A 15,283-nucleotide genomic window follows, 5' to 3' on the forward strand; every position below is an offset into this window, starting at 1 on the left:
AAGTTATGAATATGGGAATCCCGCATATCAGAAACTTGCTTTTAACTGGTTACGAACCCAGGTATCGAGCATAATAGGATTTTGCTTTTACCGTATCATTCGTTCCATGGATGAGGACCCTTCCGTCCTGGAAAATGACCATGGTAATTTTCTCGTCCGGCATGAAGCGGAGCAAAAATGGATTGCCTTTGACCTCTCCATTATTTTTCAGGGTGCTGGCCAGTTTCTCCAGATCCTGTTTCGTTTTTTGCCGCGGATTGATCTGGATGGTGTTCCGGCCGCATAAGGATGCATAGTTAATTTGCTGGTCTGATGAACGATCTAGAAATTCGTAATTGTGGTGGACACATGCCGGGCATTCTGGATTGCGCCCCTGGCTGACGTCCATTTGCAAATAGGAGTTGTACCAGATATCCATCTGTTCAAGATTCGGATTTGACTCTGCCCCCACGAGCAGCTTGAGTGCCTCGACTGCTTCGAAGGATCCGATAATATCCGTAATCGGCGAAAGCACACCGATGCTGTCGCATGTCTCTCCCAGTCCAGTTGGAACAGATGGGAACAAACATCTATAGCAAGGAGTTTCACCTGGTTTGATGGCGGCGAACATCCCACGTGAACTGACAGCGCCTCCGTACACCCACGGAATGCCATGTTTGACGGCAACATCATTGATGAGATAGCGGGCCATGAAGTTATCGGTCCCATCGACAATCACATCAAAGCCTGCAAGCAGATCCTCTGCATTGTCGAGCGTCAAATCTGCGATGATCGGCTCTACTTTAATCGCAGAATTAATCTTTTTCAGCTTTTTTTCAGCGGCGATGACCTTCGGCAGGTTGTCGCGCGCATCATCCTCATCATAAAGAGTCTGGCGCTGGAGGTTCGAAAGCTCCACCAGGTCACGGTCGATGATGCGGACATGCCCGACACCTGATCGGACCAGATGATTCGAAATCACCGTACCCAGCGCGCCCATGCCGACGATGACAGCTGAGCTCTTCAATAGTTTCTCCTGGCCATCCCTTCCAATTGGCTTGAATAAAATCTGCCGTGAATAACGCTCCATTTCTATCATGCATATCCCCTCATTTCTATTTCATTATATCTTTAAATAAAGCTTTTTTTTAGGCTGAATTTTCACTATACTTAAGATTAAGAGGAAAATAGACCTCTTGTATTATTTTTTATCCATACTAAATGAAAGAGGTGGATTAGTTAAGATGATTTTTGGGGGATTTAAAAACAAAGAAGTAGTAGTTGACCTGTCAAATGGCACTGTCGATTACAGAGGCATCAATGAAGACGACGTGAAAAAGTATGTCGGCGGCCGCGGTCTTGGGGTTAAGTATGTTCTTGACAACGGGCCTGAAGTAGAGCCTTTGTCAGAAGAAAACATCCTGTGCATCATGACGGGGCCTGTAACAGGTTCACGTTCATCAATGAGCGGACGTCTTGCAGTGGTAACGAAGTCTCCATTGACAGGAACGGTTACTGACTCGCACATGGGCGGATGGACAGCAGCTCGTTTGAAGTGGGCTGGCATCGACAACGTTATTTTCAAAGGCAAAAGTGACAAGCCAGTGTACCTTTATATCGAAGACGGTAAGGCAGAGATCCGCGATGCTTCTCAATTGTGGGGATTGAGCACGCGCGCGACTGTACAGTCTTTGAAGGATGCACATGGCGAAGAAAACTTAAGCGTCATGACAATTGGCCAGGCTGGCGAAAACGGCGTACGTTTTGCCGGTTTCATGAACGAGCATGACCGTGCTGCAGGACGCGGCGGTACTGGTGCGGTTGCAGGCTACAAGAAGCTGAAAGCAATCGTCATCAAAGCTGCACAAAAAGGCAATATGCCTGAACCTGCACAGAAAGATGATTACAATCAGGCCAACAAGAAAGCGGTTAAAGCGATTCTTGAAGGCGGCCTGACGGCTCCTAACAAGGGCGGCTTATCCGTATACGGAACAAACGTCCTTACTAACTTGATCAATGAAGTGGGAGCGCTTCCAACGCGCAACTCTCAATTGACACACTGGGATGAAGCTGAAAAGCACTCAGGCGAGTGGGTAAACGAGCACATTCTCGTTGCCAACAACACATGCCACGCTTGCCCGGTTGGATGTAAGATTGAGGTTGAAGTCAAGGAAGGCAAATATAAGACTCGCGTAGAAAGCTTTGAGTTCGAATCTGCATGGGCACTTGGTGCGAACAGCGGATTGAGCGACTCAGAAGCGATCGCATACTTAATCGACATCTGTAACGAATACGGTATGGATACTATCGAGCTTGGCCACGCTATCTCTGTCACAATGGAAGCCTATGAAAAAGGCATCGTTGAGGAGAAGCTTGACTGGGGCGACGCAGACGGCATGATTGAAATCGCTCGCAAAATTGCGTTCCGTGAAGGGTTCGGCGGCATCCTTGCTGAAGGTCCTGCACGTGCAACTGCTGCATGGGGCGTTCCTGAACTGTCGATGTCAGTTAAAGGCCAGTCTATCCCGGCTTATGATCCACGCGGAATCCAGGGTATCGGCCTTGGCTATGCGACAAGTAACCGTGGTGCCTGCCACCTTCGCGGCTACACAATCGCATCTGAAATTGCCGGCATTCCTGAGCCAACAGACCGTACTGTAGCAGAAGGCAAAGCTGAGCTTCTGAATGTATTCCAGAACCTGCTTTCATTCTCTGACTCTATGAATATCTGTAAGTTCTCTTCCTTCTCTGAAAACGCAGAGCATTATGCTGAGCAATACAGCACAATGACTGGCATTCCGATGACAGCTGATGATGTCATGCTTGCAGGGGAAAGAATTTACAACCTTGAGCGTTACTACAACAACCTAGCTGGCTTCAACAAGCGTGAGGATGACTTCCTGCCAAAACGTTTCACGGAAGAAGGCGCTTCTGGAAACAGTGAAGGACTTGTTTCTCGCATGGATATCATGCTTGAAGACTACTATAATGTCCGCGGCTGGAAAGATGGCGTTGTTACTGAAGAAAAACTTCGCGAACTTGGCATCATCGGCGAAGAAACAGCACCAGCTACTGAAGAAGTTTAATATTTTGAGGAAACCAGGTGATTTCTCGCCTGGTTTTTTGTTTTGACGTAATTAAATGAGGCAAATAGTAGCGGATGAAGCAACTTGGTCGAATTAATTGGAAATGTGGTCGAATTATTTTAAAATCCGCCAAAAAAACTTGAAATGTGGTCGAATTATCGTGAAATCCGCCAAATAAATCGGAAATGTGGTCGAATTCATCTAAAGTGCACTCCTCCAAGATGTAGAACCCTTGCCTTTTGCGTAATCCACATTCAAGATAGGTGATTTTAACCGGGAAATTAGAGTTTTCACGTAAATTTCCACTCAAAATAAAAAGGCTCCGGCAATAAACTGCCGAAACCTTCGTTACCCGCCAACCCGGGTTGTTTTATAACGGTAATTTTTAATCAGCTGTTCGAGCTCATCCATGGTTTCCGCCTCAAAGCGGATATGTACAGCATTGACGATGAATGTTTTTGTAAAAGCAAGCTCATCCTCGCTTAAGATTTCTGCTCTCCATCCTTCCGCCTCATACACAAACGGGAAGGAGTCGGTCACGAGCCTGCCGCCCAGCTCTTCAAAATACATTCCAAGGTGATCCCTGTTGATTCCGCGGAATTCTAGTATTCTATCAACCATATCAGCCACCGGCAACCGGAGGAAACAGCGCGAACTGGTCGCTTTCTTTTACATACGTTTGAAGGTCCTGGTCATGGACGATGTTTCGGCCATTGATGTAGACATGCACAAATGGCTTGAGCGTCTTTTCTTCTGTAAAAATCTCTTCGTGCAAATCCGGGAACATTTCGCACATTTTATCAAGCACGTCCATTACCCGGTCTCCATCAGGCTTCACTTCGACTGTCACGCCTCCGCAAATCTCCCTGAGATTAGCAAATACCTTAACCTGCATCCTAAACGCCCCTTTCTCCTTACCTTAATAATAAATTGAAAAATGAAAAATGTCATTAGCTCTTTCAGCAGGGACTCTTCACTCTCAATTACGATTTTTGATTCACTATTTCTGAGAACTTGCTGATCATCGGAGTGTTTTCAGCATCTGCAAGGGTCACGAGATAAAATTCCCGTTCGTATGGTTCGAAAGTATCGTCGATTTTAATGCGGCCAGCTTTTTCTGCAGGCATAGCCGCCAGCCTGGAAATAAAGCTGATGCCCAGCCCTGCTTCAACCGCTGCGATGACAGATTCCGTACTACCGATCGATACGGCAACTTTCAAATCTTCAATCGACAGACCTTTTTCTGCTAAGTAACGTTCCATCATTTTGCGAGTGCCTGACCCTTCTTCACGGAGGACAAAATCATATTGTTGAATTTGTAGAAAATCTGCTGATTCCGTTTGGACTAATGGGTGGCCTTCTGGCGTAACTAAAACCAGCGAGTCCGTGGCAACCGTGGTGCTTTTTACCAATCGGGATTCGACCTTCATCCCGATGATCGCAGCATCAATCTGATGGTTCTGCAGTTTTTCAAGTATTTTTTTCGAATCGCCGATTTCGATTTTGACATCCACCTTCGGAAAAAGGCTGCGGAACCTTTTAACCCAGCCGGGAAGCAAATAGGTTCCTGGTATCGTGCTCGCACCAATTGTCAGTGTGCCTGTCAAGGTTCCCTGGAATTCTCCGAGTTCGCCCTCCAGCATCCTCCACCGCTTGGCAATGTCCTTTGCCGCTGTATACACAAGCATACCTGCAGGAGTCGGCCTGACTCCTGCCGCTCCTCTATCAAGCAGTTCAAATCCCAGCTCATCTTCCAGGCTTTTGATTTTCAGGCTGACAGATGGCTGTGAGCTCTTAAGCGCGGCCGCTGCTTCAGAAAAACTATTCTTTTCGACAACCATTATGAATGCCTCTAGCTTTTTTAAATTCATACTATTTACTCCATCTGCTGTTCGACTTTTTATTTATTCATTTTAATATATTTAGGGCCTGTATTGGGCAAGATATTTATTATCCTGAATTTTACTGTTAAAATAGTATTGACATAATATTATCTGAATATTAATATAGTTCTTGTAAATATATTTTACAATAATAAAAATCGATGACGAGAACACGTCCTTTATCGAACCTGATCCCCAGAGAGCCGGTGATTTGCTGCAAGCCGGTGTTCAGATTATAGAGGAACATCATCTCTGAGATGCAAAGCCGAACCTGATTCCAGTAAGCTTTGCCGGTTGGTCCGCCGTTAAATGGAACACGTATGGTGGTACGTTGATGAGAGCCGCATGTTTGTGCGGAATCAGGGTGGTAACGCGAGAACAACTCGTCCCTATTATTGGGGGCGAGTTTTTTGTTTTTTATTGTATAACATTCCGTTCCGAATTTCCTATACTCTCAGTGCCAAAACATTATATTAGGAGGAGAAAAAGGATGGGAAGCTTAAGGGGTAGAGAAACACTAACAATCGGTCTGATGTTATTTGCATTATTTTTTGGAGCAGGGAACCTGATTTTCCCGCCGTTCTTGGGACAGGAAGCAGGAGCGAATTTTTGGCCAGCGATGCTTGGTTTTGTTGTAACCGGAGTTGGACTGCCATTATTGACTGTTGTTGTCATCTCGATGGCTAAGGATGGTATAAAAGAAATCGGCTCTAAGGTACACCCAGTTTTTGCAATCGTTTTCAGCGCTGCAGTGTATTTGTCAATCGGGCCCTTCTTCGGCATTCCAAGGAGCGCCAATGTCGCTTTTGAAATGTCCGTTAAGCCGTTCCTTGGGGAATCCGGAGTGAATTCTCCAGTACTTTGGCTGTTTACACTAGTCTTTTTCGCACTCGTTTACTGGGTTACGTTAAATCCTTCAAAAATGGTCGAACGAATTGGAAGCATCCTGACGCCTGTTTTGCTTGCAGCGATCGTCCTGCTCGTGATTGGCAGCTTTTTTAAGCTGGAAGGTTCGTTTGGACAGGTATCTGAAAAATACACATCAGCTCCATTTGCTACGGGATTCCTGGAAGGGTACCTGACGATGGATACCATTGCTGCGTTGGCCTTCGGTATCATTGTGGTTGGGGCTATCCAGCAGAAAAAAGCACTGGAACGCAAGCAGGTTGTAAGGGAAACATTGAAGGCTGGCGTCATCGCTGGCATTGGATTAGCTTTTGTATATGTTACAGTCGGCCTTCTAGGTGCAAAAATGGCCTCAGTTGGTGAATACGAAAATGGCGGTGCCATTTTAACAGAATCGGCAAAGCTGATGTTCGGGGCGCCGGGGATGCTGCTGCTCGGTTTGATCGTAACGCTTGCCTGCTTCACAACGGCAGTTGGCCTTGTAGCTGCGACAAGCCAATTTTTCGCCAAAATGATGCCAAAGGTTCCATATAAAACTTACACACTCGTTGTGACAGTGATCAGCTTATTGATCGCGAATCTTGGCCTCAACCAGATCATTTCGATTTCGGTACCAGTGTTGATCGTTCTTTATCCGATCACTATCGTCCTTGTCATCCTCTCTTTCCTTGACCGTTTCTTCAAGGGAGCACGCGGAGTCTATGTGGGAGCTGTATGTGCAACAGCACTTGTGAGTGTAGTTGACGGTTTGAAGACATTCGGTGTTGAGTCAGAGGCACTTGGATCACTTCTAAAATCATTGCCGCTATATGCGGAGGGACTGGGCTGGCTGCTGCCAGCACTTGTTGGTGCACTTGCCGGCTGGGCCTTTGACAGGCTGGTGCCATCAAATGAGTTAAAGACAGCTTCAGAATAATAGGCATGAAATGGACCGGGCGTGAAGAATGCCCGGTCCATTATTATTTATATAGAGATAGCTTCCCACTCCGACCTTAGGATTCCCATATTGATTCGGTCGTAAATTTTGCCATCACGATGGACCCCTTGCCTCACCCTGCCTTCGATTTGAAAACCGGCTTTCTGGTAGGCACGGATTCCCCGCTCATTATATTCAATGACATCCAGGCCGACACGGTTCAGGTTCAGTTCATGAAAGGCATAGCGAAGAATGAGCTTCAGCGCTTCGGAACCATATCCTTTACCACGGTCATTGGCGTTGCCGATGCCCATTGCGAGCATCCCTGCCCTGTTATTCCATTCGATGCTGTGGATGACGATAAATCCAATCAGCCTGTCATCCTCGATCGTCCTTAAGCGGAAGTAAAAGCTGTTCGAACCAGGATCACCCTCACCTTCAAAATGCTCAACCGGGCGTGGTATCGCAATATCGGTGTCAACATTCCTCAGGTACTCAGGGTCTTCATCCCAGGAAGCGATGATTTCTGTATCCCCTTCCCTTTTAGCTGTAAGCTTTAGCATTTGTCCGCGAAAAAGATTCTTTGTCATTATTTTTTTCTCCTATTCTAGTATTAATTTCACCTCTGCATCTGAAAAAACCAAGTTATATATACGCAATATACTATCCCCTTTAAGTTTGATATTTCCATCTTATGGTTTCCGGACGCTTAAGGCAATAAAAATTATTGTAAGTTTTAGGTTCGATGTATAAAGGTATAATCCAAACAAAATCTAAATGATGAAAAGTGAACAGGAGGCTGCTATGACACTAAATATCAAAATCTACTCTGATTACGTTTGACCATTCTGTTTTTTGGCGGAGTTTCCGCTAATGGAAGCTATAAAGGGGAAAGATGTTGAACTAGAATGGATGCCTTTTGAATTGAGGCCTTATCCGAACAAAACACTGAAGCCTGAAGAACACTATCTGCAAAGCACCTGGAAGCAATCCGTCTACCCAATGGCTGAGCGGATGGGCATCGACATTGTCCTTCCGGATGTGTCTCCCCAGCCATATACGCATTTGGCATTCGAGGGCTATCAGTATGCGAAGGAGAAAGGGAAAGGAAATAAGTATAACGACCACATGCTCAGGGCTTTTTTCCAAAGGGGGCTGGATATTGGGGATGTCAAAGTATTGACGATGCTTGCGGAAGAGATCGGCCTGGATGAAATGGAGTATCGTGAAGCACTGGAAACTAGGAAATATAAAGAGGCACATCAGAAGGCTCTTCACCATGCGTATAATGAGGTTGATATAACCGCTGTCCCTACATTTATCATTGGTGACAGGGTCGTTCCGGGAATGAGGTCGAAAGAAGCACTGGAACAAATTATAGAATCAGAAATGGGAGATTCAGGTGATGGTTTAGCATGCGGTGTGGATGGATGTTAAAGCTAAAAAGGGCAGCCACAATGTGTGGACTGCCTCTTTTCATGTGTGTGCTATTTTTAAAAATTAACCCCTTTTAAACGGCCACCAGTTTGCTTCACCGAAGTTCTTCACCAGTACAGGGATGAACAAAGGCAGCATGATGAATGCGTATAAGAACAATCCAACAAGTAGGATTGATGCGATTTGCAGCAGGGACATCATTCCTGATGGCATCATCGCTGCGAATGTACCGCCGAGGATGACAGCCGCAGAAATAATGACTGTTCCCATCTTTTTCATCGACAGCAGCATAGCTTCAGAGATTGACAGATTCTTATATTCATTGAAACGGTCCATCAAGAAGATACTGTAGTCGACTCCAAGGGCAACAAGGATGACAAAGGCAAAGAACGGTACTGCCCAGCTGATGCCTGAGTATCCAAGGATATCAACATAGATGACCTCGTTGACAGCCATTGCCGTATAATAGGTTAAAATCAGTGAGCCGATAATGTAGATTGGCATGATGATCGAGCGGAACAGGAACACCAGGATAATCCCGATTCCCAGCAGCATCAAGATGACCGTCCGTGAGTAATCCTGGCCGGACATCATATCAAGGTCAGCGTTCGTGCTCGTGATGCCGCCAATTGCCATATCAGCGTTCTCTAGCTTTGTCCCTTTCGTCGCACGCTCAACTGCTTCCTCAATTTCAGCAACCTGAGCCATCGCTTCATTCGAGTAAGGATTTGCTTCGAAAATAACGTCCAGCGTCATGACTTTGCGGTCGTTTGACATATAAACATCAAACACCTTGGTGAATTCTTCACTTTCGAGTACATCAGCTGGCAAATAGAAGCCATTGGAATCAGAGTCAGCAAGGCCATCCAGATATTCCTGCGCAGAACCAAGACCTTCGGATACCTGGTTCAAGCCGTCCGTGCTCTGGCTGAGACCATCTGTAAGCTGGTCCAGCTGGCCTCCAAGACCGCCAAATCCTGCCAACAGCTGCTGCTGTCCAGCGTTGATTCCAGTCAGACCATTCGTCAACCTAGGGAAGTTATCAATAATCTGTCCCTGGCCTTCAGCGAGCTGATCCAATCCTGACTGCTGCTCCTCGATTCCATCGATGAGCTGCTGGAGACCTGGTCCGAAGTTTGCCTGCTGTGCCAGAGCATCGGCAAAGGCTTGATTTGCTTTTGCCATGCCACCTGTAAGCTGGGAGAGGCCGTCATTCAGCTGACTCAGTCCAGCAGATGATTGGGCTAATTGATTCTGCATATCTAAGAGATTAGTTTTAAGGGTTTTATATGTGTCATCATCTGCCCCGTATTCACTTTCAATGTGACTGAATAATTCGAGCTGTTTCTGTGATATACCTGCAGATAGTCCAGCAAGACCATCACCAATTCCTTTGTAACCAGCTTCAAGCTCTGCCAGACCTGTCTGCGCCTCAACATAGTTCCTCTGAAGCTCATTATATCCAGCGAGCAGTTCCTCGGCTCCCGCCTTAGCTTCTGCTAAGCCGGCCTGAATCTGGTCAGAGCCAGCAGATCCCTTGCGGATGCCGTTTTCGATTTTTGCCAGGTTGGTCTGGATCTCGCCAAGACCTGACTTAATTTCGGTCGTTCCATTGATTAACTGGTTGATTCCATCAGCAGCACCATCCAGTTCCGGAGCTGATTTGGACAGTTCAGATTCTGCTTCCTGAAGTCCTTCGCTGATTTTCTCAAGGCCTTCTTTTCCTTCTCCAAGTCCAGAACCGAGTGTTTCAGCCTGCTTGGACACGAAGAAATCTTGTATTGGTTCGCCGGTTGGTCTAGTCACGGAGCGAACTGTGTCAACGAGGTCGACCTTTTCCAATTCAGTGCTGATTCTCTCGGCCAGCTCGATGTATTCTGCTGAATCCATTCTTTCATCATTTTTCAAAATGACTTGGGTTGGCATGGATTCACCAGGTCCGAAGCTGTCGGCGATTGCGTTGAAGGCCTTGATTGAGTTTACATCCCCGCTGATTTCATCCAGTGAGTTATAGCTCAATTCCCCATCGTAGGAAAACAGGAATGGCACGCATACTGCCGCTACAATCAACAGGCTGAGGAATGGACGAGCCAATGAGAAGCTGCCGACTGTTCCCCATAGCTTGCTTTCACCATGTTCAGCGCTCTGTTTTGAAGGCCAGAAAATCTTTTGTCCTAATACCGCCATAAAAAATGGGACAATAGTGAATAATCCGAGCAAAAGCATTGCGACACCAATCGCTACGGCTGCAGCAGACTGATATAAAATAAATTGGGAGAATCCTATAGCGGCGAATCCGATCATGACCGCTACACCGCTGAAAAAGACTGTACGTCCCGCGTTCTTGTATGTTGCGACAATCGCAGCCGGGACGCTTTCATTAAGCGTCATCTCTTCCTTAAAGCGGCTGAGCAGCAAAATACAGTAATCCGTTCCAATCCCAAATAAGACGGCAACAAGGAAAATCTGCGTATAGTTCGAAAGCGGGAAATCGAATTGATCAACGAGCATCGCTACGATCGATTGCGAAACCAGATACGCCATACCTACTGTCAACAATGGAATGACAGGAGCGACGACAGACCTGAATACCAGCAAAAGCACCACGAGGATAAAGACCACTGTGATTCCTTCTGTCTTTTTCAAACCTTCTTCAGAGCTTGTCATCAAGTCTTCATTGATCAGCCACTGACTTGTGTAATAGTGGTCGACTTTGATATCTTCAATTGTTTCATAAAGCAGCTTGCTTACTTCAGAAGGCTCACGGTCATTCCAGCTGATCGTAACCGATGTCAGGATTGACTTGCCATCATCTGAGACAAGCTGTTCTTTAAGGCTCTCTTCATTGAAATGTGTCAGGATATCGGTGATCCCGATTTCTTCGCTGTGATTTTCAAGTGCGCGGATTGCTTTCTCCGCTTCCTTGATCTCATCCTGAGTCAATTTCTTTTCACTATGGAAAACAAGTGCGACCTGGGTATCATCCCCTCCGCCTTCTTGTTTCCTTACGTCGTCCATGATTTTTCCGGCCAGCGTCGATGAATATTCGTCTGGCACGGTAATCTGGCCTTTTTCCCGGACAAGTTCCGCCATATTCGGCGCAGCCATGAAAAGGCCTGCAGCCACAAAAATCCACGCAATAATGACAAACCATTTCTGCTTAATAATGAATTTCACGTTATTCCACCCTGCTCTTTCTTTCTGTTAAAATGTCATTCAACTTGTCGTAAGTCTTTAAAAACTGAACGATTTCATCCTGATCGAATTTTTCAATAAAGGATCCTACTAGAGCCTGAATCCTTTCCTCTGCCTTCTGGAATAATTCATTTCCTTTTTCAGTCAGAGACAGGTAGACTACGCGTCTGTCATTTTCATCCCGCTCCCGCTGGATCAGCCCTTTTTCCCACAGCCGGGTAATGATCGCCGTGATTGCACTCTTTTTGACATCGAAAACCTCAGCCAGCTCGGAGGACGTACAAGTGTCAACCTTATTGATATACCGCAGTGTATAGTGCTGGTCATTCGTCAGGTCAGAACTTATTTCTTCCTTGATGAGTCCCTCGGCAATTTTATTGACCGAAAAAGAAACATGGATATAATGGTCAACTAAATCCTTGATTGATTTATCACACATATTTATCTATTCACCTCGCTAAATAACTATTCTATCGTTTAACTGTTCAACTGTTTAACTATTAACCTTTTTAACTTTAATCCTAATCACTTCCTATGTCAATAAGAAAACAAAAAGACTGCCCAGGTTTATCAGGCAGTCCAGCTATTTAAAAGGTATTATAAATATTCGCACACTCTTCACCTGTTGGTTCATAAAAACAGTGAAGTTTAAATCGCCCGACATGCGGCTGATTGTACCATGTCGGCGGACAATCCCCTGAAGGACGGAAATACCACAGGCTGAATTTAGAAGGCCAAAGCCTCTCTCCTTTAAGTACACGCCTCGCAAGTCTTTTTTCGGACTCTCTTGCCCGCTGGTAAAAATAACCCTTTTGTGTTGCTTCAAAAGCATGTTCCTGGTAAATCATCTGCGGAACGGTCCTTAACCCCTTAAAATCGGAACAATTCGCACGTATCCGGTTGATCCCTACATTTCCCACCATCAGCATTCCCTGCTGGCCTTCTCCCTCTGCCTCTGCCCTTAACAATCGGGCCAACAGATCGACATCAGCCTCCGTATGCTTCACTACTGCCATGGCATAACCTCCACCATCGGATTCTCAATACATAGTTGAATAACCCTCCTGTTTCCGGGCTTCACTCCTTCACTTCTAATCCTATTATTCAAAAGCTTGGGCTATACAGGTTTCTTGATAAATTGGAGGGCAGACTCGAGAAACCTCTTGGATGAAACTGGATAAAAAGCAGAAATATTCTTGTTTTCTTAAACACAGCCTGGGTAAATTCATAATACCTTTATAAAGGGAATCCAGCATTCGAGGAGGTAATGAACATGGCAAAGAATAATGACAACAGAATGGAACGTGAAGATTATTTCAAGGACCGCGCTGGAACCAATGATGCAAGATTCCACGCTGTACCCCATGATGAAGAAGGCTGGGCTGTCAAAAGAGAAGGACAGGATGACCCGGAACTTACGACTGATTCAAGATCCGAAGCTGTGAGCGAAGCTAAGCGAATGGCGGAAGAAGCCGGCACGATGGCCTACATTCATGATGAAGATGGGAAGATTGAGGATCAGTACAATTATAGCAACTAATAGTGGCGGAGCTTTTAGCTAATAGCTGATAGCTGTTTCCGTCAAAAAAATAAAGCCTTGCAGATTGAGATTGCTGCAAGGCTTTAGTCTATTAAGCTTTTAAAACATCGTGATCGACATAACGCTCGCCGTTCAGCTCACTGATGACGTTGATGGCAACCTTCGCGCCATCGCCAGCTGTGATGATCGTGTGCATGCTGACGCCTGCGCAAGTGCCTGCAGCCCATACGCCTTCAACATTTGTTTTTCCAGCAGCATCGACATCGAAAATAGTCTTGATTCTTGGCTCAGTGCCATCTTTTGTGGCAAGGCCTGATGCTTCAGCTACATCCGTCATCATGCCTGACGCGATGATGACATGCTTTGCTTCATACTCGCCGTTTTCAGTTACGACTTTAACGCTGCTGTCTGTTATGCTGACAGAAGCCACTGTCGTTTCAACGAACTCAGCACCAAATTTTTTCGCTTGCTTGATTCCAGTTTCTACTAAGTCAGGACCTGCGATTTCTGGAGCACCATAGTGGTTCTCCATCCAGGCACGTTTCGTTACGCTTTTATTGTTGTCCAGCACGATTGTTTTCTTGCCAGCCTTCGCTGCGAAAATCGCTGCGCTCCCCCCTGCAGGGCCTGCTCCGATAATTGCTACATCATACATAGGAAAATTCCTCCTTTTCTTTATTTCAATATAATCATAACAGATATCCTTCTATATGCGAAAGTTTTAAAACTAGGAGTTTTATCACAAAAAAACTCACCTAAAAAGATGAGTTATTCCAGCTTAATTCGCGGGTCCACCACACCATAAAGGATATCGGCGATCATATTCCCCATGATCATGATGGTGGAGAACATCATCGTCAGATTCATCACCATCGCGTGATCCCGCATGTTAATCGACTTGATGAACAGCTGGCCGATTCCTGGATACGTAAAAATTGTTTCAACAATGATTGCACCATTCACGATGTTCACTAAATCAATCCCTAGAAAGGTGACGATAGGAATCAGGGAATTTTTTAAAATATGGACATTGTAGATCCTCTTTTCCGAAAGCCCAATGGATTTTGCCGTTCTGACATATTCCTTTCGGCTGTTTTCCACGATATCATCCCTCAGAAATTGTGTGTATGTAGCTGTCCCGACAATCCCCAATACAGCAGCCGGCAATATGAGATGATGAACCCTGTCAAGCCAGTATTCCCAGGTCCCTTCAGGTACAGTGATATCGACTGAGCCATTGGAGGGAAACCAGTTCAGCTCAAACGAGAAGAAATAGATCGAATAAACGGAAACAACAATCAACGGCAGAGAAAGCCCAGTGTAATTCAATCCGCTAATCAGCCTGTCCCCTAGTGTATGAGGGTTCCGGCCAGCGTACCTCCCCATGAAAAAAGACAGCACATAGGTGATCAGCAAGGAGGCGATTCCCAGAACAAGGGTATTGGTCATTTTTTCCCGAAGAATCAGCGAAACCGGCACACGATAATACGACGACATTCCCAGATCCCCTGTCAGAAAGCTGGCAATCCACCTCTTATATTCCAACCATAGAATCGCAAGGTCATAATCAGTCCCCATCACCCTCGGCATCATCATAAACAAAAAGAAGACAACCATGGAGGTCAGCAGCAAACTAGGAATGGCGATGATGATTCTTTTAAAGGAAAAGATCAATACTTTCATGGTAAACCCTCTCAAACATCAGCTGTTTTTGATCATAAAGAATTTGGAGCAGGGCTTCACCTGCTGGCTGCTCCAGATTCCTATATCATTACCTTTATTTTACTGATGAAATACATATTTTCATATAGTAAATGTTCTTTGGGCTAACTTATGAAAATATAATCCCTGCATAAAAATAGTCGGCCAGTTTGCCTGGCAGGCTATGACCGACATGCTATTAAGGTGCCTGTTGATATAGCAGCGCCTGGGCAATCCCGACAAAATATTCTGATTCCCGGATGATATGGTCCAGTACCACTTTGGCGGTTGGGTTATTTTTCACCGCTTCGCTTTCAGTTTTAATTTCCTCGCATAATTTGATAAAATCAAGACTTTGCTCCAAATAATAGGAGGTCAGCTTCAACACATGCTGATGAAGCTGGGCAGGTATGTAATTGGCAGACCTCGTCACCGTCTCGATGAACCTTAAAACTTGATGGCGGGTCTCCCCCAATACCTTTTCCCATTCCTTCAGTGCATTCACATATTCCTGTTCCAAGTCAGGAGTCAACTCCCTGATTACAACAGTATGCTCCTCCTCCTGATGCTTCCAGAACTCAGCTTCATCCAATATCCGCAAGGGCATCTGCTGGCCGTAATAAAACTGCATGTTCTCACC

The 15,283-nt window shown here is 45.6% G+C and carries 15 protein-coding genes and 1 other annotated feature; of the genes, 4 read left to right on the forward strand and 11 right to left on the reverse strand.

Annotation, left to right across the window (positions count from 1 at the left end; translation table 11 throughout):
- Window positions 1-49 precede the first annotated feature (49 nt).
- Window positions 50-1,078, reverse strand: coding sequence for a ThiF family adenylyltransferase (locus tag J7I80_RS14330; RefSeq protein ID WP_483297706.1), 1,029 nt, complete (start codon window positions 1,076-1,078; stop codon window positions 50-52).
- A 145-nt stretch (window positions 1,079-1,223) separates the two neighbouring features.
- Here J7I80_RS14330 and J7I80_RS14335 point away from each other — a divergent pair, with 145 nt between their 5' ends.
- Complete coding sequence (locus J7I80_RS14335; protein WP_214739015.1) at window positions 1,224-3,065, forward strand: aldehyde ferredoxin oxidoreductase family protein; 1,842 nt, start codon at window positions 1,224-1,226, stop codon at window positions 3,063-3,065.
- A 348-nt stretch (window positions 3,066-3,413) separates the two neighbouring features.
- On the opposite strand, the gene J7I80_RS14340 is transcribed toward J7I80_RS14335, so the two are convergent.
- The 3 genes from J7I80_RS14340 to J7I80_RS14350 form a co-directional block, all read right to left on the reverse strand.
- A complete protein-coding gene (locus J7I80_RS14340; protein ID WP_214739016.1) occupies window positions 3,414-3,686 on the reverse strand; it encodes a MoaD-like domain-containing protein in 273 nt (90 codons plus the stop codon).
- Window position 3,687: 1 nt separating this feature from the next.
- The gene (locus J7I80_RS14345) at window positions 3,688-3,960 is read right to left on the reverse strand and encodes a ubiquitin-like small modifier protein 1 (RefSeq protein WP_214739017.1); all 273 of its coding nucleotides are present in this window, start codon (window positions 3,958-3,960) and stop codon (window positions 3,688-3,690) included.
- 88 nt (window positions 3,961-4,048) lie between these two features.
- Window positions 4,049-4,936 (reverse strand): selenium metabolism-associated LysR family transcriptional regulator, encoded by an 888-nt coding sequence (locus J7I80_RS14350; protein WP_214739018.1) that lies wholly within the window; start codon window positions 4,934-4,936, stop codon window positions 4,049-4,051.
- 164 nt (window positions 4,937-5,100) lie between these two features.
- Window positions 5,101-5,342: a binding site (T-box leader), on the forward strand.
- Between the two features lie 96 nt (window positions 5,343-5,438).
- Here J7I80_RS14350 and brnQ point away from each other — a divergent pair.
- Window positions 5,439-6,770 (forward strand): branched-chain amino acid transport system II carrier protein, encoded by a 1,332-nt coding sequence (brnQ, locus tag J7I80_RS14355; RefSeq protein WP_214739019.1) that lies wholly within the window; start codon window positions 5,439-5,441, stop codon window positions 6,768-6,770.
- A gap of 47 nt (window positions 6,771-6,817) precedes the next feature.
- Here the strand turns inward: brnQ and J7I80_RS14360 are convergent, their stop codons facing one another.
- Entirely contained in the window at window positions 6,818-7,360 is a 543-nt protein-coding gene (locus J7I80_RS14360; protein WP_214739020.1) for a GNAT family N-acetyltransferase, read from the reverse strand.
- Window positions 7,361-7,574: 214 nt separating this feature from the next.
- On the opposite strand from J7I80_RS14360, the gene J7I80_RS14365 reads away from it, so the two are divergent.
- Entirely contained in the window at window positions 7,575-8,207 is a 633-nt protein-coding gene (locus J7I80_RS14365; protein WP_214739021.1) for a DsbA family oxidoreductase, read from the forward strand.
- Window positions 8,208-8,270: 63 nt separating this feature from the next.
- On the opposite strand, the gene J7I80_RS14370 is transcribed toward J7I80_RS14365, so the two are convergent.
- The 3 genes from J7I80_RS14370 to J7I80_RS14380 all read right to left on the reverse strand — a co-directional run bounded on the left by J7I80_RS14370 (window position 8,271) and on the right by J7I80_RS14380 (window position 12,418).
- A complete protein-coding gene (locus J7I80_RS14370; RefSeq protein WP_214739022.1) occupies window positions 8,271-11,384 on the reverse strand; it encodes an MMPL family transporter in 3,114 nt (1,037 codons plus the stop codon).
- Between the two features lies 1 nt (window position 11,385).
- Window positions 11,386-11,841 (reverse strand): MarR family winged helix-turn-helix transcriptional regulator, encoded by a 456-nt coding sequence (locus J7I80_RS14375; RefSeq protein WP_214739023.1) that lies wholly within the window; start codon window positions 11,839-11,841, stop codon window positions 11,386-11,388.
- 148 nt (window positions 11,842-11,989) lie between these two features.
- Window positions 11,990-12,418 (reverse strand): cell wall hydrolase, encoded by a 429-nt coding sequence (locus J7I80_RS14380; protein WP_214739024.1) that lies wholly within the window; start codon window positions 12,416-12,418, stop codon window positions 11,990-11,992.
- 257 nt (window positions 12,419-12,675) lie between these two features.
- Between J7I80_RS14380 and J7I80_RS14385 the strand changes: the two genes are divergently transcribed.
- Window positions 12,676-12,942 carry a DUF2188 domain-containing protein gene (locus J7I80_RS14385; RefSeq protein WP_483297707.1) on the forward strand — a complete coding sequence of 89 codons (267 nt, stop codon included), beginning with the start codon at window positions 12,676-12,678 and terminating at the stop codon, window positions 12,940-12,942.
- Between the two features lie 91 nt (window positions 12,943-13,033).
- On the opposite strand, the gene J7I80_RS14390 is transcribed toward J7I80_RS14385, so the two are convergent.
- From J7I80_RS14390 to J7I80_RS14400, 3 genes are all read right to left on the reverse strand, one after another.
- Window positions 13,034-13,597 (reverse strand): FAD-dependent oxidoreductase, encoded by a 564-nt coding sequence (locus J7I80_RS14390; RefSeq protein WP_214739026.1) that lies wholly within the window; start codon window positions 13,595-13,597, stop codon window positions 13,034-13,036.
- A gap of 113 nt (window positions 13,598-13,710) precedes the next feature.
- The gene (locus J7I80_RS14395) at window positions 13,711-14,625 is read right to left on the reverse strand and encodes an ABC transporter permease (protein WP_214739027.1); all 915 of its coding nucleotides are present in this window, start codon (window positions 14,623-14,625) and stop codon (window positions 13,711-13,713) included.
- A gap of 217 nt (window positions 14,626-14,842) precedes the next feature.
- The gene (locus J7I80_RS14400) at window positions 14,843-15,274 is read right to left on the reverse strand and encodes a DUF2935 domain-containing protein (RefSeq protein ID WP_214739028.1); all 432 of its coding nucleotides are present in this window, start codon (window positions 15,272-15,274) and stop codon (window positions 14,843-14,845) included.
- Window positions 15,275-15,283: the final 9 nt, after the last annotated feature.

This window comes from Bacillus sp. ISL-41 (genome assembly GCF_018613235.1).
Classification (GTDB): Bacteria; Bacillota; Bacilli; order Bacillales; family Cytobacillaceae; genus Mesobacillus.